Consider the following 19,287-nt stretch of genomic DNA (forward strand, 5'->3'; position numbering starts at 1 on the left):
CATGCTGCTAGGGGGTAAGGCTGGCTTACATCATGCCGCCCATGCCACCCATGCCGCCCATGTCTGGCATACCGCCGCCAGCTGGAGCGTCGCTCGGAGCATCAGCAATCATGGCTTCGGTGGTGATCATCAGACCGCCAATCGAAGCAGCAGCTTGCAGTGCCGAACGGGTGACCTTGGCTGGGTCCAGGATGCCCATCTCGATCATGTCGCCGTACTCACCGGTAGCAGCGTTGTAACCGAAGTTGCCCGAACCCTGCTTGACCTTGTCGGCCACAACGCTTGGCTCGTCGCCGGCGTTGGCAGTGATCTGACGCAGCGGCGACTCAACAGCGCGACGCAGCAGTGCGATACCGACGTTCTGGTCTTCGTTGTCACCTTTGAGGTCAACGATAGCGTTCAGAGCACGCACCAGGGCAACACCACCGCCAGGCACCACGCCTTCTTCAACGGCTGCACGGGTAGCGTGCAGGGCGTCTTCAACGCGTGCTTTCTTCTCTTTCATCTCGACTTCGGTGCCAGCACCGACCTTGATCACGGCAACACCGCCAGCCAGTTTGGCCAGACGCTCTTGCAGCTTCTCACGGTCGTAGTCCGAGGAAGTCTCTTCGATCTGGGCACGGATCTGCTTGACGCGTGCTTCGATCTCGGTGTCGGCGCCAGCGCCGTCGATGATGGTGGTGTTTTCCTTGGACAGGATGACGCGCTTGGCGTTACCCAGGTGCTCCAGGGTAGCGGTTTCCAGGGACAGGCCGATTTCTTCGGAGATGACCTGGCCGCCGGTCAGGACAGCGATGTCCTGCAGCATGGCCTTGCGACGGTCGCCGAAGCCCGGTGCCTTGACCGCAGCAACCTTGACGATGCCGCGCATGTTGTTGACTACCAGGGTAGCCAGCGCTTCGCCTTCAACGTCTTCTGCAACGATCAGCAGCGGACGGCCGGCTTTGGCAACGGCTTCCAGTACTGGCAGCAGCTCGCGGATGTTGGAGATCTTCTTGTCGACCAGCAGCAGCAGCGGGCCTTCCAGCTCGGCAACCATGGTGTCCGGCTTGTTGACGAAGTACGGCGACAGGTAGCCACGGTCGAACTGCATGCCTTCAACGACAGACAGTTCGTTTTCCAGGCCCGAGCCTTCTTCAACGGTGATCACGCCTTCTTTACCGACTTTTTCCATGGCTTCGGCGATGATTTCACCGATGGAGCTGTCGGAGTTGGCGGAGATGGTGCCTACCTGAGCGATGGCCTTGGAGTCGGCGCATGGCTTGGACAGGTTTTTCAGCTCGGCGACGACAGCGGCGGTAGCCTTGTCGATACCGCGCTTCAGGTCCATCGGGTTCATGCCGGCAGCGACGGCTTTCAGGCCTTCGTTGACGATGGACTGAGCCAGAACGGTAGCGGTGGTGGTGCCGTCACCGGCTGCATCGTTGGCCTTGGAAGCGACTTCCTTGACCAGCTGGGCGCCCATGTTCTCGAACGCGTCTTTCAGCTCGATCTCTTTGGCAACGGAAACGCCGTCCTTGGTGATGGTCGGTGCGCCGAAGCTCTTGGCCAGGACCACGTTGCGGCCTTTCGGGCCCAGGGTCGCTTTTACCGCGTCAGCCAGAACGTTGACACCAACCAGCATTTTCTTACGGGCGGAATCGCCGAATTTTACGTCTTTAGCAGCCATGATCGTTTAATCCTTGAAATGCTTTGGAATAACGGGAAGTCGGGGAAATCAGCCTTCGATAACGGCGAGAATCTCGTTCTCGGCCATTACCAGCAGGTCTTCGCCATCGACTTTCACGGTGTTGCTGCCCGAGTAAGGGCCGAAAACCACTTTGTCACCCACTTTCACGGCCAGCGCACGCACTTCGCCATTTTCCAGGATGCGACCGGTGCCGACGGCAACAATTTCGCCGCGGTTAGGTTTTTCAGCGGCCGAACCCGGCAGGACGATACCGCCAGCGGTTTTCGATTCTTCTTCGCTGCGACGGATGACTACGCGGTCATGCAGAGGACGAAGCTTCATTGTCGATCTCTCCCAAATTGTGGTTTTCATCGGCCGGTATCGACACCGGCGGGTTGATGCGGTCCGGCGTTGCCGGGGGTGGCCCGCGCAGGGCGGACCACCTGAGTCATGTCTGGTGTTGCCACCAGAAACCTTGCGGTGACCCATACATGAGGCCGCCATATGCAATTACAAGGCTTGATACGTAAAAATTTTCATCAAAGGCATAACGTGAAAACAACAGGGGCCGCGAAGCGGCCCCGGCAGCTTACTTGTCGCGACGCTCGTATTCGCCCTCGATCACATTCGGCCGGTGGCCGGCGTCACGAGGCGGCTGCGCCTGGAACGGATCGTCCTGAAACGCCCGCTGGCGCAGGGCCTGCTCCTCGGCACGCTGGCGCATCTTGCGCGCGGCCAGGTGACGGGTGAATGGCAACAGGCAAATCAGGCCCAGCACGTCACTGATGAAGCCCGGCAGCAACAGCAGGCCGCCACCCACCGCCATCATCAACCCCTGGAACATGTCCTCAGCGGGCAGTTCGCCGCGCTGCAGGCTTTCACGGGCACGCAGTGCGGTGGCCAGCCCGGCCACCCGCATAACCAGCACACCCAGCGCGGAACCGGCGATGATCAGCAGCAGTGCGGGGAAAAACCCGATCGCCGCGCTGACCTTGACGAAGACGAACAGCTCCAGCACAGGAAACAGCAAAAACAGCAGTAGAAAAGCACGCATCAAAGATTCCTCGACGGAAGAGAACCTCCCAATAAGACCTCAGATGGATGCGCAAGCTTCCAATTTCAACCCTCGACTTCAGCCGCAACCGGCCACTGGTCGGCGTGCGCCAGCAAAACCAGGGCTTCGCGCACTTGTGTCGGCGTATTGCATGGGCTCGGGAACGCCAGCCAATGGACCGCCTGGCCAATGCGCAGGTGCATGCCCTCGCTGTCGATACCGACCATGTGCGCAGGCACAGAGCGTGGCAGCTCGGTCAGTTGGACGTAGTGGGCAATGGCCTTGGCGTGATCGCTGTTCATATGCTCGATCATGCTCGCTTCGGCCTTGCCGGCGAATGGGTTGGCCAAGGTCACCTGGTCAAGCCAGTGGATGGCGCCAAAACCACCGATGTAGCGGTGACGCACCGGCTGCAACACCCAGAAGTCGAAGTCGTGGGCCTTGTGGTAGTTGCCGGCGTCGGGGAAGTAGCGGTAGTAGCGCTCGGCGGCGGCTTCGATGGCAGCTTCGTCCACCAGCTTGTGCGCCTCGGCCATGACCGTCAGGCGGCCGACTGCCTGAACATCCTCTGCTTCGCGTTCACCAACCAGCAGCGAGCACTTGGGGTCTTTTTGCAGGTTGTGGGTGTGTTGGGCAATGCGGCTGATAAGGATTAGCGGGTTGCCCTGTGCATCCAGGCAATACGGCACGACCGAGCCGAACGGGAAGCCGGGCATGGACTTGGAGTGGGTCGAGAGCACGCCGCGGTATTCCTTGAGCAGCAGTTCCCGGGCGGGGCGGATGGCATTGGTACTCACGAAGGGCGCTCCTGGCAGCGGACTGGATGGGTGACAAGATAAGCATTATCACCCGCCGCCGCCACAGGAGCCGCTGACGCCTACACGGATCGCGTCTTTACCAGGTCACGCCAAAGCCTGCGGTGTAACGGGTTTTGTCCAGGTCACTGTCACGTGTACCGCTGATGATGTCCTTCTCTGCCTTGAGGTTGAGCGAGGCCCATTCGGTGACCTTGTAGCGCAAGCCGATTTCGGCATCCAGCGAGTAGTTGGCCACGCTGCCCAGCGGCTTGGCGACTTCGCCATTGGTGAACAGCTGCACATTCTTGCCGATCAGGTAGCGGGTGTAGTCCCACTTGACCGCCGCGGCATAGAAGTTGTCCTTGGCGCCGTCCTGGTATTCGAAGTCGGTACGGTTGATCAGCGAACCCAGCGAGAACGCGCCCAGCTCGTCGTCCCAGAACTGGTAGCCCGGGCCGGTACCCACGGTGCGCTGGCGGGCCAGGTCCTCGATGCGGTCGCGCTTGTACTCCATGCGGCCCTGCCAGAACCACTTCTCGGTAATGAAGCGGTCAAGGGCGTACTCGGCACTCCAGTTGTCGGTGGTGGTGACGTCGTCCTTGGTCTCGCGGTTGTACTCGCCCTCGGCGTTGTGGCGCCAGCGGCCATGGCGGGCGGTGGTCTTGAAGCTGACGTCGTAGTCGTCGGTGTCATTCTCGGCACGCTTGTAGTCCAGGGCGACGTCGACGTTGCCTTTCCAGACCAGGTCCTCGACCACCGGCTTGGGCTTCATGATCTGCTCGATGCTGGCCAGGTCGACGGTCTTGGGCGCCTCGCCGTTGGCCAGGGTGACCTTGCCGGCTTCGGCCGCTTTCAACGACTTGGCCCGCTCACCGCTGTAGGCATCCTGCTTGACCAGCATTTCCTGGTCGCTTTCCAGGGTCTGGACTTCTTTCCAGTCCAGCGCGATAGACCCGCCATAGGGGGTCTCCAGCAGCAGCTTGCCGCCATCGAAGACTTTGATCTTGCCGCTCAGGCGGTCACCGTTCTTCATCCACACGGTGTCGGCAAACGCGGGCGCGGTGCACAGGGAGGCAGCTAACAGGCACAACAGGGATCTAGAATACATAGGCGGACTACGGGTTCGATTCGTCGAAAAAGCCGGGCATTATCCAGATACGGACAACCAGAGCAAGGAAAGACCGAGCACATGCCGTTGAGTTCAACTCGCATTTGCCTCGCCGCTGGTCCGGTTTCATCCACAAGCCACGGGGTCACTGATGTCTGAGGCATACGGGCATACACTGGAAACACCACAAGCCCGACGAACGGCGCTGTATTCGGTGCTCGGGCAAGTGCCCGCGGGCAAGGTGGTCAGCTACGGCCAGCTTGCCGAGCTGGCCGGCCTTGGCCGCGCGGCACGTTGGGTTGGGCGCACCCTCGGGCAACTGCCAGGCGATACCCGCCTGCCCTGGCACCGGGTACTCGGTGCGGGCGGGCGCCTGAGCCTGGCATTGGGCACGCCGTCAGGCGACGAACAACGGGCGCGGTTGCGCGCAGAAGGCGTGAATGTAACCAATAATCGTGTGGATATGACGCGCCATGGCTGGCGCCCGATGGAGCACAGCGGTTAGAGTGCGCGCTTTGTTTTCGAAAACTTGAGGCAGATGTTGGCCCATGCCCCGTAAAACCTGGCGCGCTGCGCTTGCTGCCTATGCCAGCCCGTCAACCCTGGTACTGCTGCTGCTCGGCTTTGCCGCCGGCCTGCCCTACATGCTGGTGTTCTCGACCCTTTCGGTATGGCTGCGCGAAGCCGGTGTGGCCCGTGAGACCATTGGTTACGCGAGCCTGATCGGCCTGGCCTATGCCTTCAAATGGGTCTGGTCGCCGCTGCTCGATCAATGGCGCCTGCCACTGCTTGGTGGCCTGGGGCGCCGCCGCTCATGGCTGCTGCTGTCCCAGGCGCTGGTGGTGGTCGGGTTGGTCGGCATGAGCCTGTGCGACCCGCAGCAACACCTGTCATGGCTGATTGCCATGGCCGTTCTCGTGGCGTTTGCCTCGGCTACCCAGGACATCGCCGTCGATGCCTATCGCCTGGAAATTGCCGATGACCAGCGTCAGGCCGCCCTCGCCGCCAGCTACATGGCCGGCTACCGGGTAGCGGCCCTGCTGGCCACGGCAGGCGCGCTGTTCTTCGCCGAATGGTTCGGCTCCACCGGGTTCAGCTACCTGCACAAGGCCTGGGCCGGCACCTACATCATGTTCGCCCTGCTGATGCTGCCCGCGCTGTTCACCACCCTGGTCATGCGTGAACCCTCGGTGCCGCTGCGTACCCAGCTGTCGGCGGCGCGTTATGGCCTGGTCCACCAGCTGGCGTCGGTATTCGTGCTGATCTTGCTGTTGGTGTCGGTGCCTGCCAGCTTCACCCAACTGTTCAATACCGACTGGGCCAGCGTGATCTTCGGTGACGCCACCCCACTGGACCTGCTGCTGGAAGACCGCGCCTTCCTGCGCCTGATTCTGTACGTGCTGCTGACCTGGGCGTGCCTGTCGACCATGGGCCGTCGCGGCCTTGCCCCGGTGCTGACCCCGGTCAACGACTTCATTGCCCGCTACCGCTGGCAGGCCCTGCTGCTGCTGGGGCTGATCGCCACCTATCGCATGTCGGACACGGTCATGGGCGTGATGGCCAACGTGTTCTATATCGACATGGGCTTCACCAAGGACCAGATCGCCAGCGTCAGCAAGATCTTCGGCCTGATCATGACCTTGGTCGGTGCCGGTGTCGGCGGCCTGCTGATCGTGCGTTTCGGCATCATGCCGATCCTGTTCATCGGTGGCGTGGCCTCGGCGGCGACCAACATTCTGTTCCTGATGCTGGCCGACATGGGCCCGAACCTGGACATGCTGGTGGTCACCATCTCGCTGGACAACTTCAGCTCCGGCATGGCCACCTCGGCGTTCGTCGCCTACCTGTCTAGCCTGACCAACCTGAAGTTTTCGGCCACCCAGTACGCGCTGCTCAGCTCGATCATGCTGTTGCTGCCACGGCTGATCGGCGGCTACTCGGGGGTCATGGTGGAGAAGTTCGGTTACCACGACTTCTTCCTGATCACTGCCCTGCTGGGCGTGCCGACGCTGATTCTGATCGCCCTGCAGTGGCGTCAGGAAGCCGGGCCCGGCAAACCGGTGCCCGAGGAGAACCCAGCGGCCGAACGGCCCTGAGGGTACCTCGCCGCCTGTACCGGCCTCTTCGCGGGTGAACCCGCGCCCGCAGAGGCGGTACAGGCGACGAATGCTACTGGGCTACGGCGCCTTCCCCAGACCGCCCACCCACAACGAACCACAACGGCCAGAGCGCCAGCGCCCCCGCCACACTGGCCGCCAAGGCAAAGTGCAGCAAACTGGCACCCGCCCCGATCATCGCCATGACTGCCCCGCCCAGGCCCAGCAAGGCAATGGTGATCATCCCCAGCATGGCCGAGACCAGCCCTTTGCTCTGATCGCTGGCGAACAGTGTCATGCGGTACAGCACGGCGTTGGCCACCCCCAGCCCCAGGGCATACAGCGACATGCCGGCCACCACGCTGGTCACGCTTGGCCAGTACCAAGTCGCCAGCACCATCAGCGACAGGCCCGCCAGGTAGGGCCACAATGCGCCACGCACCAGGGCTGGCAGCGAGTAACGGTCGGCAATACGGTTGATGATCAGGTTGCCGAGAATCAGCCCGCCAAACACCGGCAGCTGCCATAGCGCATATTCCATCGTGCTCAACCCTTCGTCATGGATGAGCAGCACCGGCGACAGGCCGATCCAGCCAATCAAGGGCAGGCCGACCAAGCCCAGGGCGGCGCTACCGGCGACAAAGCGACGGTTGGCCAGCAGCTGGCCGTAGCCAGACAACAACGGCAGCAAATGGATCGGCGTAAAGGGCAGCCGCGAACCGTCGCGCCGCTCCACGCCCAGTGTTTCCGGCATCAACCGGTACAACAGCACCCAGGCCAGCACCGCACCGATGGCAAAGGCCACGAACAGCCAGCGCCAGTCCAGCCATTGCAGCAGCAAGGTGCCCACCAGGGGGCCGAGCAGCGGCGACAGCAGGGCAATGTTGGCCAGCAAGGCCATCATGCGTACTGCGTCGGCTTCGCTGAACGCCTCGTTCAAGGCCGGGTAGCTGACCGTGACGACAAAGCCCAGGCCAATGCCCTGCAACAGGCGCAGCAGGTTGAACAGGCCAATATCGTGCACCCAGAACGTCGCCAGGCACGCCACGCCGAAGAACACGCAACCGCCCAACAGCAGCGGGCGGCGGCCGTAGCGGTCGGCCAGGGGGCCAATCAACCACTGCAGCACCACGCCACCGAGCAGGTACAGGTTCAGGGCGTGGGGGATGTATTCGGGGCTGGCATCGAGGTCGCCGACCACCACGGGCATGGCCGGCATCACAGCATCGCTGGCCAGGTAGGTGAGCAACTCGAACAGGGCCAGGGTCAGGCCGAACAACAGGGCTCGGAGGGGGGTGATGTACAGCAGTGGTTTCATGGTGAATTTCAGCGGGAACAGGTGGGGTCAGCCTGTATGCCAGAAATGGCAGGGCTTGGCTGTGAACAAGTGTAATAGGCGCGGAAAAAGCTGGGGCCGCTGCACGCCCCAGCCTTGAAGCGTTGCTTACTGCGTGGCCGTCTCCTGCACCACACGAATCACCCGCTGCGGAAACGGAATGTCGATACCCTCGGCCTTCAACCGGTCACGGGCATGCTCGTTGAGCATGAACATCACATCCCAGTAGTCCGAGGTCTTGGTCCAGATGCGCAGCGACACGGTGATCGAGCTGTCGCCCAGCGTCGAAATCACTGCCTGCGGCGCCGGGTCGGCCAGCACACGTGGGTCCTGGGCCAGTTCCAGCAGCACATTACGCGCCTTTTGCAGGTCGGCGTCGTAATCCACGCCCACGTCGAATACCACCTTGCGGGTCGGCTGGCGGTTGGTGTTGGTGATGATGCCGTTGGACAAGCTGCCGTTGGGCATGATCACCGTCTTGTTGTCACCCGTGCGCAGCACGGTGTGGAAGATCTGAATGCTGTCCACGGTGCCACTGACACCCTGCGCCTCGATCCAGTCACCAATGCGGAACGGGCGGAACATCAAGATCAGCACGCCACCGGCGAAATTCGCCAGGCTGCCCTGCAAGGCCAGGCCGATGGCCAGGCCCGCGGCACCGATAGCGGCGACGAAGGAGGTGGTCTCGATGCCGATCATCGACGCCACGCTGACGAACAGCAGAATCTTCAGGATGATATTGGCCAGGGTGCTGATGAACCCCTGCAGCGCCAGGTCGGCGTTGCGCAGGCCGACCAGCTTGCCCAGGCGCGCGCTGAGCTTGTTGACGATCCACCAGCCGATGGCCAGGGTCAGCAACGCCAGGCACACCCGGCTGCCGTATTCCATGATCAAGGGGATCCAGGTCTGCGATTGGCGGACCAGCTGATCGACTTCAGCGTTCAAATCCATGTTCATCTCCTGATGCCGAACGGCATGTGCACGGTAAAACTGGCCGCGGGCATTTCCGCGGCCACGGCCCCCATGGACATCATTGCGCCATCGAGGTTCCTGGCAACGCCCCGATCAATCGCGGAAGTTGTTGAACTGCAGCGGCATGTCGAATTCCTTGGCGCGCAGGGCGGCGATCGCCTCTTGCAGGTCGTCACGCTTCTTGCCGGTGACACGCACCTGCTCACCCTGGATGGCGGCCTGAACCTTGAGCTTGGCATCCTTGATGTGAGCGACGATCTTCTTCGCCAGCTCCTTGTCGATGCCCTCGCGGAATTTGGCTTCCTGTTTCATTTCCTTGCCGGACGGGTAGGCGTCCTTGGTTTCCAGGCATTTGACGTCGATCTTGCGCTTGACCAGCGCACCGCGCAGGATCTCGATCATCGCCTCGAGCTGGAATTCGGCTTCGGCGGTCAGCAGCACGGTCTGGTCCTTGTCCTTGAACTCGAAGTTGCCCTTGCCCTTGAGGTCATAACGGCGGTCGAGTTCCTTGACGGCGTTGTCTACAGCGTTCTGCACTTCGTGCTTGTCCAGTTCCGATACCACGTCGAACGAAGGCATGGTTTTTCTCCAAAAATAAAAGCGCGCTCGGCCTGAAGATGGAGCACGCTGAGTTAGACGGTTAAAATGCGGACTCATTATAACGGGTTGCGAAACGCATATGAGCAGCACCTGGCATATTCTCGGCGCGGGTAGCCTGGGCAGCCTCTGGGCTTGCCGCCTGGCGCGCGCGGGCAAGGCGGTACGCTTGATCCTGCGCGACGCGCAACGACTGCAGGCCTATCAGCAGGTAGGCGGCCTGACGTTGCACGAACAGGACACCGCCAACCACTACGCGATCCCCGCCGAAACCGCCGAGGGCGACGGCCCGATCCACCGGCTGCTGGTGGCCTGCAAGGCGTATGACGCCGCACCGGCCATCGCGCGCCTGGCCCCCAGGCTGGCCGACGGCGCCGAGCTGGTGCTGCTGCAGAACGGCCTCGGCAGCCAGGACGAAGTCGCCGACCAGGTCCCCCATGCCCGTTGCATCTTCGCCTCCAGTACCGAAGGGGCTTTTCGCGAGGACGACTGGCAAGTGCGCTTCGCCGGCCATGGCTTCAACTGGCTGGGTGACCCGCTGACGCCGGCGCTCCCGGAATGGTTCGATGACCTGCACGACGCCGGCATCCCGGCCGAATGGACCGTGGATATCCTCACCCGCCTGTGGCGCAAGCTGGCGCTCAATTGCGCGATCAACCCGCTGACGGTGCTGCACGAGTGCCGCAACGGCGGCCTGCTGGAGCACCTGGGCGAAGTGACTGCCCTGTGCGACGAGCTGGCCGAACTGCTGCGTCGCTGTGGCCAACCCCAGGCTGCCGAGGACCTGGACGAAGAAGTGCAACGGGTGATCCTCGCCACCGCCGCCAACTACTCTTCCATGTATCAGGACGTGCGAGCCGGGCGGCGAACCGAGGTCCATTACCTGCTCGGCCACGCCTGCCGCGCTGCCGATCGCCATGGCCTGCAGCTACCGCAGCTGGAACGCCTGCACCGGCGCCTGGTCGATAACCTGCAGGCACGTGGCTTACCCAGCGCCTGACGCTGGCCCTTTCAACCGGAGACGGACATTGCCTTGCCCATGACCCTGCGCCAACGCCTGGAAAACCTCCCGGTCGGGCAAAAGCTGCTGGCGGCCCTGCTGGTGCTGTTGGTGACCATTCTGCTGGTGGCCAACCTGACCTTCATCAGCGCCGCCTACTGGATCACCCAGGAAAGCATGGCGCCGCAGGCCCTGCAGACCATCGGCCGGCTGGTGTCCAACCCACAGCTGGCGACCCGGGCAGGCGACACCCCGGAAACCGCCAGCGCCCTGCTCAAAGAGCTGGACAGCTACACGCCATTACGCGCGGCGGCGGTGTACGGCGGCGATGGCCGCATGCTGGCACAACTCCAGCACGGCGAACCGTTGGCACTGCCCAGGCGCTTTCGCGACATCGACGGCTGGCGCCTGATGGAGTTTCGCAGCACGCAGCTGATACGTATCCCGCGCGACGCCAACCCACCCGCACACCTGCTACTGGTGGCCAGCAGCGAACTGCCCACCGCCTTCTACACCGGCACGCTCAGCGCCAGCCTGGGCATCCTGGTGTTCAGTATCCTGCTGTGGATCGTCGTGGCCCGGCAAATCAAGCGCTTGATCACCCAGCCGATCAACCAGCTCGAAGAACTCAGCCGCCAGGTCACCCGCGAAGAGAGCTACGCCCTGCGTGCCCGGCGCGGCAACGACGACGAAATCGGCAGCCTGGCCGAGGCGTTCAATACCATGCTCTCGCGCATCGAAGCCCGCGAGCAGCAGCTCAAGCGCACCCGCGATGAATTCCAGACCGCCTATGACCAAGCCCAGGGCCTGGCCGAAGAAACGCGTCACACCAACCGCAAGCTGGAGCTGGAAGTCCAGGTGCGCAGCAAGATCGAGAAAAAGCTCACAGGCTTTCAGAATTACCTCAACAGCATCATCGACTCCATGCCCTCGGCCCTGATCGCCCTCGACGAGCAGCTCTACGTCACCCAGTGGAACCACGAGGCGACCGTGCTCTCCGGGACGCCGCTGGACGAGGCCCTGAACCAGCCGATCTTCATCGCCTTCGAGCCGCTCAAGCCGTTCTTGCCGCAGCTCAAGGAAACCGTGGAAAAACACCGGGTGGCGAAAATCGAGCGCGTCACCTGGCCCAAGGGCGATGAACTGCGCCACTACGCCCTGACCTTCTATCCACTGATGGGCGGTGGCGGCCGCGGGGTGGTGATCCGGATCGACGACATCACCCAGCGCCTGTCCCTGGAAGAGATGATGGTGCAGTCAGAGAAAATGCTCTCGGTAGGTGGCTTGGCCGCCGGCATGGCCCACGAGATCAACAACCCGCTGGGGGCCATTTTGCATAATGTGCAGAATATCCGTCGGCGCCTGTCACCGGAGTTACCGCGCAACCAGGAGCAGGCCGAAGAGCTGGGCATCGACCTGCCCACCGTCAACCGCTACCTGGACAGCCGCGAAGTACCGCAGCTGCTCGACGGGATTCAGCAGGCCGGTGCGCGGGCCGCCAAGATCGTCACCCACATGCTCAGTTTCAGCCGCCGCAGCAATCGCCAGCTGGCACCTTGCGACCTGCCGGCACTGATCGACCAGGCCTTGGAGATCGCCAGCAACGACTTCGACCTGGCCATCGGTTTCGACTTCAAGGGCCAGGCCATCGTGCGCCAGTTCGACCCACACCTCGGGCCGGTGCCGTGCACCGCCAACGAGCTGGAACAGGTGCTGCTCAACCTGCTGAAAAACGCTGCCCAGGCCATTCACCTGCGCCCGCAACCCAGCGAGCCTGGGCGCATCACCCTGCGCACCCGGCTCAACCCGCCCTGGGCCGAAATCCAAGTCGAGGACAACGGCGTGGGCATGCCCGAAGCCGTGCGCAAGCGCACCTTCGAGCCGTTTTTCACCACCAAGGAGATCGGCCAGGGCACCGGCCTGGGCCTTTCGGTCTCGTATTTCATCATCACCAACAACCACAAGGGGCAGATGGAGGTGCAGTCCACGCCCGGCCAGGGCACGTGCTTCACCCTGCGCCTGCCCCTCGGCCAGCCGGCAGCGACGGCACCGAACACCACGGAGGCATGACATGGGCTACCGCCTGTCGAAGATCTACACCCGCACTGGCGACCAGGGCGAAACCGGCCTGGGCGACGGCCGTCGGGTGCCCAAGGACCACCCACGCATTGAAGCGATTGGCGAGGTGGACAGCCTCAACAGCCAGCTGGGGCTGCTGCTGGCAGGGCTAAATGAGCAAGGGCTGGCTGAGGTCAGCGAGGTACTGGCGCCTTGTCAGCACCGCTTGTTCGACCTCGGTGGCGAACTGGCGATGCCCAGTTACCAAGCCTTGAACCTGGCCGAAGTGCAGCGGCTGGAAGCGGCAATCGATGTATGGAACGAGGAGCTGGGGCCGCTGAAGAACTTCATCCTGCCCAGTGGCTCGGCCTTGGTGGCGCAGGCGCATGTGTGCCGTTGCCTGGCGCGCAGCGCAGAGCGCCGCTGCCAGCAGTTGAACGCAGTGGAACCACTGGAGGGGGTGGGGTTGGCGTATATCAATCGGCTGTCGGATCTATTGTTCGTGGCAGCGCGGATCATTGGCCGCCGGCAGGGGGTTGCCGAGGTGCTGTGGCAACCCGCAGAAAAGCCTCAAGGCTGAGAGCGCCAGGGCAGGGCAAGCCCACTCCCACAGGTACTGCGCGATCCTCGTGTGGGAGCGGGCTTGCCCCGCGAATGGGCCGCAAAGCGGCCCCAGTACTGGCGACTCAAATCTCAGGCCAGAACGCCCGAATCCCGGCAACGCCTTGCGCGCCGAATTCCCAAGCGCGCTCACGCTCACCCGGCCCGACACCACCCAGCAAGAACACCGGCCGGCTGAAGCCCGCAATCAACCGTTGCGCCTCATCCCAGCCCAGCGGCACGGCCTCAGGGTGCGTCTGCGTCGCCTGCACCGGTGACAGGGTGACGAAGTCGACCCCCATCTGTTCCGCCAGGGCCAGCTCTTCTGCACTGTGGCAGGACGCCGCCAACCAACGGTGCTCAGGGAATGGCCGCCCCTTGGCCGCATACTTGCGCAGCTGTGCGGCCGTCAGGTGCCAACCCGCAGACGGGAAATCGCCCAGCCACTCCAGCGGCCCCTTGAGCATCAGTTGGGCCTTGCCGCCACACAAGCCAACCGCATCCACCGCCACGTCGCGGTACTTGGGGTCGTACATGTCCGGCGCGCGCAACTGAATCAGGCGTATGCCGCTGGCGACCGCCTTCTGGATGCCCTTGAGCATCTCAGGCACTTCAAGGCCATCGGGGGTGATCAGATACTGGTCCGGCAGGCGCGCGGCGGCGACAATCGGCTTGTTGGCCTCGGGGAAGTCGTACTGCGGCAGTTCGCGGGGTGTTACCCAGGCCAACGGCTGGCCCTCGGCACCATGGGGCTCGCCGGTGAATGCCTCGACCTCGCGAACATCCAGCAACACCTGCTTGTCCGGGTAATCGTGGCTGACCTTGATCAGCGCCCGTGAACGGGTCACTTCGATACCCAGCTCCTCACGAAGCTCGCGGGCCAGCGCCGCTTCGACGCTCTCGCCCTCTTCCACCTTGCCGCCCGGGAATTCCCAAAGGCCGCCCTGGTGCTGGGTATCAGCTCGTCGCGCGATAAGAATGCGGCCATCGGCGCCGCGGATCACTGCGGCCACTACATGAATACGTTTCACCCTGCGCGCTCCGCCAGGCCAGCCTGTTGCCAAGCCTTGAAGGCCGGCCACTGGTAAATGGTCTCGATGTACGTTGCCGCCTCTGCAGGCACCTCAACGCGGTAGGTGCGCAAGCGCACAGCCACCGGGGCGAAGTAGGCGTCGGCCAAGGTCGGCTTGCCGAACAGGAACGGCCCACTGTCTTTGGCAACCAAGCGGCACTCGGACCACAGCGCGACGATACGGTCGATATCGACCTGCACGTCCAGCGGCACGTTCTCCAGGGCTTCATCACGGGCCAGGTCGAACGGCATCGCCCCGCGCAGGGCGAAGAAGCCACTGTGCATCTGCGCGCAGGCCGAACGGGCCTGAGCACGGGCAGCGACATCGGCAGGCCACAGCTGGGCCTCTGGGTGGCGTTCGTTGAGGTATTCGGCGATAGCCAGCGAGTCGGCGATCACACCGTGCTCGGTCTTGAGCAATGGCACCTTGCCGGTGGCCGAGTAAGCGAGCAGGCGTTGGCGGGTGTCGGGCTGGTTGAGTTTGATCAGGGTTTCTTCGTAGGCAACGCCAGCCAGCTCAAGGGCCAGGGCGCCGCGTAGCGACCAGGAGGAATGCAACTTGTCGCCGATGATCAGGTGGTAGCTCATGGTTCGGCTCCATTTGTCTGGGGTTATGGGGCCGCATGCGGCCCCACATGCATCAGGTGCGGTATTCGGCGTTGATCTTCACGTACTCGTGGGACAGGTCGGTGGTCCAGATGGTTTCGCTACACGCACCGCGGCCCAGCTCGATGCGGATGGTGATCTCTTCCTGGGCCATTACCGCCGAACCCTGTGCCTCGGTATAGCTAGGGCTACGGCCGCCCTGGCTGGCGATGCAGACGTTGTCCAGGTAGACGTCGATCAGGCTGACATCCAGCGCCGGCACGCCGGCACGGCCAACGGCCGCCAGGATGCGGCCCCAGTTGGGGTCGGAGGCGAACAGCGCGGTCTTGATCAGCGGCGAGTGAGCCACGGCGTAACCGACGTCCAGGCATTCCTGATGGTTACCCCCGCCGTTGACCTGCACGGTGACGAACTTGGTGGCGCCTTCGCCGTCACGGACGATGGCCTGGGCCACGTCCATGCACACTTCGAATACGGCCTTTTTCAGGGCTTCGAACAGCGCACCGCTGGCTTCGGTGACTTCCGGCAGGTTGGCCTTGCCGGTGGCGATCAGCATGCAGCAGTCGTTGGTCGAGGTGTCGCCATCGATGGTGATGCGGTTGAACGACTTGTTGGCGCCATCGAGCATCAGGTCCTTGAGCACTTGGGGTGCGACCTTGGCGTCGGTGGCGATGTAGCCGAGCATGGTGGCCATGTTCGGGCGGATCATGCCGGCGCCTTTGCTGATGCCGGTAACGGTGACGGTCACGCCATCGTGCTGGAACTGGCGGCTGGCACCCTTGGGCAGGGTGTCGGTGGTCATGATGCCGGTGGCGGCTTCAGCCCAGTTGTTTTCCGACAGGTCGTCCAGGGCGGCCTGCAGGGCGCCTTCGATCTTCTCGACTGGTAGCGGCTCGCCGATCACACCGGTGGAAAATGGCAGTACCGACTCGGCCGGCACGCCGGTCAGCTCGGCGAGCTTGGCGCAGGTGCGCTCGGCAGCGGCCAGGCCAGGTGCACCGGTACCGGCGTTGGCGTTGCCGGTGTTGGTCAGCAGGTAACGCACAGTGCCCTGAACGCGCTGCTTGGAGAGGATAACCGGAGCGGCGCAAAAGGCGTTGAGGGTGAACACGCCAGCGACGCTGGAGCCTTCGGCACAGCGCATGACCACCACATCCTTGCGCCCAGGGCGCTTGATGCCGGCAGAAGCGATGCCGAGTTCAAAACCCGGAACCGGGTGCAGGGTGGGCAAAGGACCAAGACCAACAGCCATTAGAGCGCTCCTAGATAAAACGGTTAATGTCGAAAAACGGGCGCTTTGCGCCCCATCGCGACACAAGGCCGCTCCTACAGAGGCCGCGCCAATCCGTAGACGAGCGCGGTACCTGTAGGAGCGGCCTTGTGTCGCGAAAGGGCCGCAAAGCGGCCCCAGGCTTTTACAAGAGTCAGATCAGATCACTCGATCTGCCCATGGCAATGCTTGAACTTCTTGCCCGAACCGCACCAGCATGGCTCGTTGCGGCCCAGCTTCTGGTCGTTGCGCACCGGTGCCGTGGCCACGGCCACTTCGGCGCCCTCTTCACTCAGCTGCTCGCTTTCAAGGCCTGGCGCAGGGGCATGCTGGAACTGCATGCGGCTGGCCAGTTCTTCGGCCTCGCGGCGCAGGCGGGCTTCTTCTTCGATCGGGTCTTCGCGGCGCACCTGAACGTGCGACAGCACGCGGATGGTGTCGCGCTTGATCGACTCGAGCAGCTCCTGGAACAGCGTGAACGACTCGCGCTTGTACTCCTGCTTCGGGTTCTTCTGCGCATAACCGCGCAGGTGAATGCCGTGGCGCAGGTGGTCCATGGTCGACAGGTGGTCTTTCCACAGGTCGTCCAGCACACGCAGCAGAATCTGCTTCTCGAAGGTACGCAGGGCGTCGATGCCGGCCTGGTCTTCCTTCTCGGTGTAGGCGCTGGTGATCTCGCTCAGCAGCTTCTCGCGCAGGGTCTCTTCGTAGAGGTGATCGTCCTCGTCGAGCCATTGCTGGATCGGCAGCTTCATGGCGAAATCGCTCGCCAGCGAGGCTTCCAGGCCGGCCACGTCCCACTGCTCGGGCAGCGATTGCGGCGGGATGTGCTGGCTGATGGTAGCGTCCAGCACTTCCTTGCGGAATTCGGCGATGGTATCGCCAATGTTCTCGGCCGCCAGCAAGCTGTTGCGCATGTGGTAGATCACCTTGCGCTGCTCGTTGGCCACGTCGTCGTATTCGAGCAGCTGCTTGCGGATGTCGAAGTTGCGGCCTTCGACCTTGCGCTGGGCTTTCTCGATGGCGTTGGTGACCATGCGGTGCTCGATCGCCTCGCCGGACTGCATGCCCAGTGCCTTCATGAAGTTCTTCACCCGATCGGAGGCGAAGATACGCATCAGGCTGTCTTCGAGCGACAGGTAGAAGCGGCTGGAACCCGGGTCACCCTGACGGCCGGAACGGCCACGCAGCTGGTTGTCGATACGGCGCGACTCGTGACGCTCGGAGGCAATCACATGCAGGCCACCCGACTCGATGACCTGCTGGTGGCGCTTCTGCCAGTCGGCCTTGATCTGCGCGATCTGTTCGGCGGTCGGGCTGTCCAAGGCAGCCACTTCGGCTTCCCAGTTACCGCCCAGCAGGATGTCGGTACCACGGCCAGCCATGTTGGTGGCGATGGTCAACGCGCCCGGAGCACCCGCCTGGGCGATGATCTCGGCTTCCTTCTCGTGGTACTTGGCGTTCAGTACCTTGTGCTCGATACCTTCCTTGAGCAGCAGGTTCGACATGTGCTCGGAAGTTTCAATGGTCGCGGTACCCACCAGCACCGGGCGACCCAGGGTCATGCTTTCTTTGATGTCGGCGATGATCGCGGCGTATTTCTCGTCGGCGGTCAGGTACACCAGGTCGTTGAAGTCCTTGCGCGCCAGCGGCTTGTTCGGCGGGATCACCATCACGTTGAGGCCGTAGATCGACTGGAACTCGAACGCTTCGGTGTCGGCGGTACCGGTCATGCCGGACAGCTTGGTGTAGAGGCGGAAGTAGTTCTGGAAGGTGGTCGAAGCCAGGGTCTGGCTCTCGGCCTGAATGTTCAGGTTCTCTTTCGCTTCGATGGCCTGGTGCAGGCCTTCGGACAGACGACGACCGGGCATGGTACGGCCGGTGTGCTCGTCGATCAGCAGGACCTGGCCGTCCTGGACGATGTATTCGACGTTGCGGTGGAACAGCTTGTGCGCGCGCAGGCCAGCGTAGACGTGGGTCAGCAGGCCCAGGTTGTGTGCCGAGTATAGGCTCTCGCCCTCGGCCAGCAGGCCGGCCTGGGTGAGCATCTCTTCGATGAACTGGTGACCCGCTTCGTTGAGCTCGACCTGGCGGCTCTTCTCGTCGATGGAGAAGTGGCCTTCCTGGGTGACCTGGCCCTCGACTTCCTCGATGTGCTGGGTCAGACGCGGGATCAGACGGTTGATCTCGATGTACAGCTTGGAGCTGTCTTCGGCCTGCCCGGAAATGATCAGCGGGGTACGGGCTTCGTCGATGAGGATCGAGTCGACTTCATCGATGACCGAGAAGTTGAGTTCACGCTGGAACTTCTCTTCCTGGCTGAACGCCATGTTGTCGCGCAGGTAGTCGAAACCGAATTCGTTGTTGGTGCCGTAGGTGATGTCGGAGGCGTAGGCAGCGCGCTTTTCTTCCGGCGGCTGGAAAGCCGAGACGATGCCCACGGACAGACCGAGGAACTCGTACAAGGGGCGCATCCAGTTGGCGTCACGGCGGGCCAGGTAGTCGTTGACGGTCACCACGTGCACGCCCTTGCCGGACAATGCGTTGAGGTAGACGGCCAAGGTACCGACCAAGGTCTTGCCTTCACCGGTGCGCATTTCTGCGATCATGCCCTCGTGCAGGGTCATGCCGCCGATCAGCTGCACGTCGAAGTGGCGCATGCCCATCACACGCTTGCCGGCCTCACGGGCCACGGCGAAGGCTTCGGGCAGCAGTTGGTCCAGTGTCTCGCCTTTGGCCAAGCGTTCCTTGAACTCTGCGGTCTTGCCCCGCAGTTGCTCATCGGAGAGGGCCACCATCTTCTCTTCGAAGGCATTGACGATAGTCACCGTCTTGAGCATGCGTTTGACTTCACGCTCATTCTTGCTTCCAAAAAGTTTCTTTAACAAAGGCGCAAACATATCGGCAGGATCTTCCACACGTAGGGATGGAGGGCGGCCCCATGAGTCGCCCGTGCAGCCCTAAGGCCGCATGCGAACGAGCATTCTACCCGGAAACGATGGTGAGGAAAGTGGTGGATTTCCACGATGCTGGTACAGCGTTTTGGCAGGGG

17 protein-coding genes are annotated in these 19,287 nt (G+C 62.9%); 5 read left to right on the plus strand and 12 right to left on the minus strand.

The features are described 5' to 3' along the window. Nucleotides 1–25: 25 nt before the first annotated feature. The 5 genes from groL to PC358_RS23245 all read right to left on the minus strand — a co-directional run bounded on the left by groL (nt 26) and on the right by PC358_RS23245 (nt 4,628). Entirely contained in the window at nt 26–1,669 is a 1,644-nt protein-coding gene (gene groL / locus PC358_RS23225; RefSeq protein WP_033702809.1) for a chaperonin GroEL, read from the minus strand. Nucleotides 1,670–1,717: 48 nt separating this feature from the next. After that, nucleotides 1,718–2,011 (minus strand): co-chaperone GroES, encoded by a 294-nt coding sequence (locus tag PC358_RS23230; RefSeq protein WP_033702810.1) that lies wholly within the window; start codon nt 2,009–2,011, stop codon nt 1,718–1,720. A gap of 247 nt (nt 2,012–2,258) precedes the next feature. Further along, entirely contained in the window at nt 2,259–2,723 is a 465-nt protein-coding gene (locus PC358_RS23235; protein WP_033702811.1) for an FxsA family protein, read from the minus strand. A 65-nt stretch (nt 2,724–2,788) separates the two neighbouring features. Further along, a complete protein-coding gene (locus tag PC358_RS23240) occupies nt 2,789–3,520 on the minus strand; it encodes a HugZ family pyridoxamine 5'-phosphate oxidase (RefSeq protein WP_033702812.1) in 732 nt (243 codons plus the stop codon). Between the two features lie 97 nt (nt 3,521–3,617). Continuing rightward, complete coding sequence (locus PC358_RS23245; protein ID WP_033702813.1) at nt 3,618–4,628, minus strand: DUF481 domain-containing protein; 1,011 nt, start codon at nt 4,626–4,628, stop codon at nt 3,618–3,620. Between the two features lie 151 nt (nt 4,629–4,779). On the opposite strand from PC358_RS23245, the gene PC358_RS23250 reads away from it, so the two are divergent. Together PC358_RS23250 and PC358_RS23255 are read left to right on the plus strand one after the other, a co-directional pair. Continuing rightward, nucleotides 4,780–5,133: an MGMT family protein gene (locus tag PC358_RS23250; RefSeq protein ID WP_033702814.1), complete on the plus strand. Its 354-nt coding sequence runs from the start codon at nt 4,780–4,782 to the stop codon at nt 5,131–5,133. Between the two features lie 43 nt (nt 5,134–5,176). Continuing rightward, a complete protein-coding gene (locus PC358_RS23255; protein WP_033702815.1) occupies nt 5,177–6,724 on the plus strand; it encodes an AmpG family muropeptide MFS transporter in 1,548 nt (515 codons plus the stop codon). Nucleotides 6,725–6,797: 73 nt separating this feature from the next. Here PC358_RS23255 and PC358_RS23260 read toward each other — a convergent pair whose 3' ends face one another. The 3 genes from PC358_RS23260 to PC358_RS23270 all read right to left on the minus strand — a co-directional run bounded on the left by PC358_RS23260 (nt 6,798) and on the right by PC358_RS23270 (nt 9,611). Continuing rightward, nucleotides 6,798–8,042, minus strand: coding sequence for an MFS transporter (locus tag PC358_RS23260; RefSeq protein ID WP_033702816.1), 1,245 nt, complete (start codon nt 8,040–8,042; stop codon nt 6,798–6,800). A gap of 126 nt (nt 8,043–8,168) precedes the next feature. Then, nucleotides 8,169–9,011 carry a mechanosensitive ion channel family protein gene (locus PC358_RS23265; protein ID WP_033702817.1) on the minus strand — a complete coding sequence of 281 codons (843 nt, stop codon included), beginning with the start codon at nt 9,009–9,011 and terminating at the stop codon, nt 8,169–8,171. 114 nt (nt 9,012–9,125) lie between these two features. Continuing rightward, the gene (locus PC358_RS23270; protein ID WP_033702818.1) at nt 9,126–9,611 is read right to left on the minus strand and encodes a YajQ family cyclic di-GMP-binding protein; all 486 of its coding nucleotides are present in this window, start codon (nt 9,609–9,611) and stop codon (nt 9,126–9,128) included. A gap of 100 nt (nt 9,612–9,711) precedes the next feature. Here PC358_RS23270 and PC358_RS23275 point away from each other — a divergent pair, with 100 nt between their 5' ends. From PC358_RS23275 to PC358_RS23285, 3 genes are read left to right on the plus strand one after another with little or no spacing between them, the layout of a single operon-like run. Beyond that, the gene (locus PC358_RS23275) at nt 9,712–10,629 is read left to right on the plus strand and encodes a putative 2-dehydropantoate 2-reductase (RefSeq protein WP_033702819.1); all 918 of its coding nucleotides are present in this window, start codon (nt 9,712–9,714) and stop codon (nt 10,627–10,629) included. A gap of 39 nt (nt 10,630–10,668) precedes the next feature. Further along, on the plus strand, nt 10,669–12,699 hold the full coding sequence (locus PC358_RS23280) for a sensor histidine kinase (protein ID WP_033702820.1): 2,031 nt from the start codon (nt 10,669–10,671) through the stop codon (nt 12,697–12,699). Nucleotide 12,700: 1 nt separating this feature from the next. Continuing rightward, nucleotides 12,701–13,267: a cob(I)yrinic acid a,c-diamide adenosyltransferase gene (locus tag PC358_RS23285; protein ID WP_033702821.1), complete on the plus strand. Its 567-nt coding sequence runs from the start codon at nt 12,701–12,703 to the stop codon at nt 13,265–13,267. Between the two features lie 106 nt (nt 13,268–13,373). On the opposite strand, the gene PC358_RS23290 is transcribed toward PC358_RS23285, so the two are convergent. The 4 genes from PC358_RS23290 to secA all read right to left on the minus strand — a co-directional run bounded on the left by PC358_RS23290 (nt 13,374) and on the right by secA (nt 19,135). Continuing rightward, nucleotides 13,374–14,318 (minus strand): Nudix family hydrolase, encoded by a 945-nt coding sequence (locus PC358_RS23290; RefSeq protein ID WP_033702822.1) that lies wholly within the window; start codon nt 14,316–14,318, stop codon nt 13,374–13,376. Further along, the gene (locus PC358_RS23295; RefSeq protein ID WP_033702823.1) at nt 14,315–14,947 is read right to left on the minus strand and encodes a glutathione S-transferase family protein; all 633 of its coding nucleotides are present in this window, start codon (nt 14,945–14,947) and stop codon (nt 14,315–14,317) included. Before PC358_RS23295 ends, PC358_RS23290 begins: the two co-directional genes overlap by 4 nt. A 52-nt stretch (nt 14,948–14,999) precedes the next feature. Then, nucleotides 15,000–16,217: a bifunctional glutamate N-acetyltransferase/amino-acid acetyltransferase ArgJ gene (gene argJ / locus PC358_RS23300; RefSeq protein WP_033702824.1), complete on the minus strand. Its 1,218-nt coding sequence runs from the start codon at nt 16,215–16,217 to the stop codon at nt 15,000–15,002. Between the two features lie 182 nt (nt 16,218–16,399). Continuing rightward, the gene (gene secA, locus PC358_RS23305; protein WP_033702825.1) at nt 16,400–19,135 is read right to left on the minus strand and encodes a preprotein translocase subunit SecA; all 2,736 of its coding nucleotides are present in this window, start codon (nt 19,133–19,135) and stop codon (nt 16,400–16,402) included. Between the last annotated feature and the right edge of the window lie 152 nt (nt 19,136–19,287).

This window comes from Pseudomonas capeferrum, assembly GCF_000731675.1.
In the GTDB taxonomy this organism is placed as follows: Bacteria; Pseudomonadota; Gammaproteobacteria; order Pseudomonadales; family Pseudomonadaceae; genus Aquipseudomonas; species Aquipseudomonas capeferrum.

Bases quoted from the DNA above. Each gene is read 5' to 3' on its own strand.
- groL (WP_033702809.1), bottom strand. From the start codon at position 1,669: ATGGCTGCTAAAGACGTAAAATTCGGCGATTCCGCCCGTAAGAAAATG.
- PC358_RS23230 (WP_033702810.1), bottom strand. From the start codon at position 2,011: ATGAAGCTTCGTCCTCTGCATGACCGCGTAGTCATCCGTCGCAGCGAA.
- PC358_RS23235 (WP_033702811.1), bottom strand. From the start codon at position 2,723: ATGCGTGCTTTTCTACTGCTGTTTTTGCTGTTTCCTGTGCTGGAGCTG.
- PC358_RS23245 (WP_033702813.1), bottom strand. From the start codon at position 4,628: ATGTATTCTAGATCCCTGTTGTGCCTGTTAGCTGCCTCCCTGTGCACC.
- PC358_RS23250 (WP_033702814.1), top strand. From the start codon at position 4,780: ATGTCTGAGGCATACGGGCATACACTGGAAACACCACAAGCCCGACGA.
- PC358_RS23255 (WP_033702815.1), top strand. From the start codon at position 5,177: ATGCCCCGTAAAACCTGGCGCGCTGCGCTTGCTGCCTATGCCAGCCCG.
- PC358_RS23260 (WP_033702816.1), bottom strand. From the start codon at position 8,042: ATGAAACCACTGCTGTACATCACCCCCCTCCGAGCCCTGTTGTTCGGC.
- PC358_RS23265 (WP_033702817.1), bottom strand. From the start codon at position 9,011: ATGGATTTGAACGCTGAAGTCGATCAGCTGGTCCGCCAATCGCAGACC.
- PC358_RS23270 (WP_033702818.1), bottom strand. From the start codon at position 9,611: ATGCCTTCGTTCGACGTGGTATCGGAACTGGACAAGCACGAAGTGCAG.
- PC358_RS23275 (WP_033702819.1), top strand. From the start codon at position 9,712: ATGAGCAGCACCTGGCATATTCTCGGCGCGGGTAGCCTGGGCAGCCTC.
- PC358_RS23280 (WP_033702820.1), top strand. From the start codon at position 10,669: ATGACCCTGCGCCAACGCCTGGAAAACCTCCCGGTCGGGCAAAAGCTG.
- PC358_RS23285 (WP_033702821.1), top strand. From the start codon at position 12,701: ATGGGCTACCGCCTGTCGAAGATCTACACCCGCACTGGCGACCAGGGC.
- PC358_RS23295 (WP_033702823.1), bottom strand. From the start codon at position 14,947: ATGAGCTACCACCTGATCATCGGCGACAAGTTGCATTCCTCCTGGTCG.
- argJ (WP_033702824.1), bottom strand. From the start codon at position 16,217: ATGGCTGTTGGTCTTGGTCCTTTGCCCACCCTGCACCCGGTTCCGGGT.
- secA (WP_033702825.1), bottom strand. From the start codon at position 19,135: ATGTTTGCGCCTTTGTTAAAGAAACTTTTTGGAAGCAAGAATGAGCGT.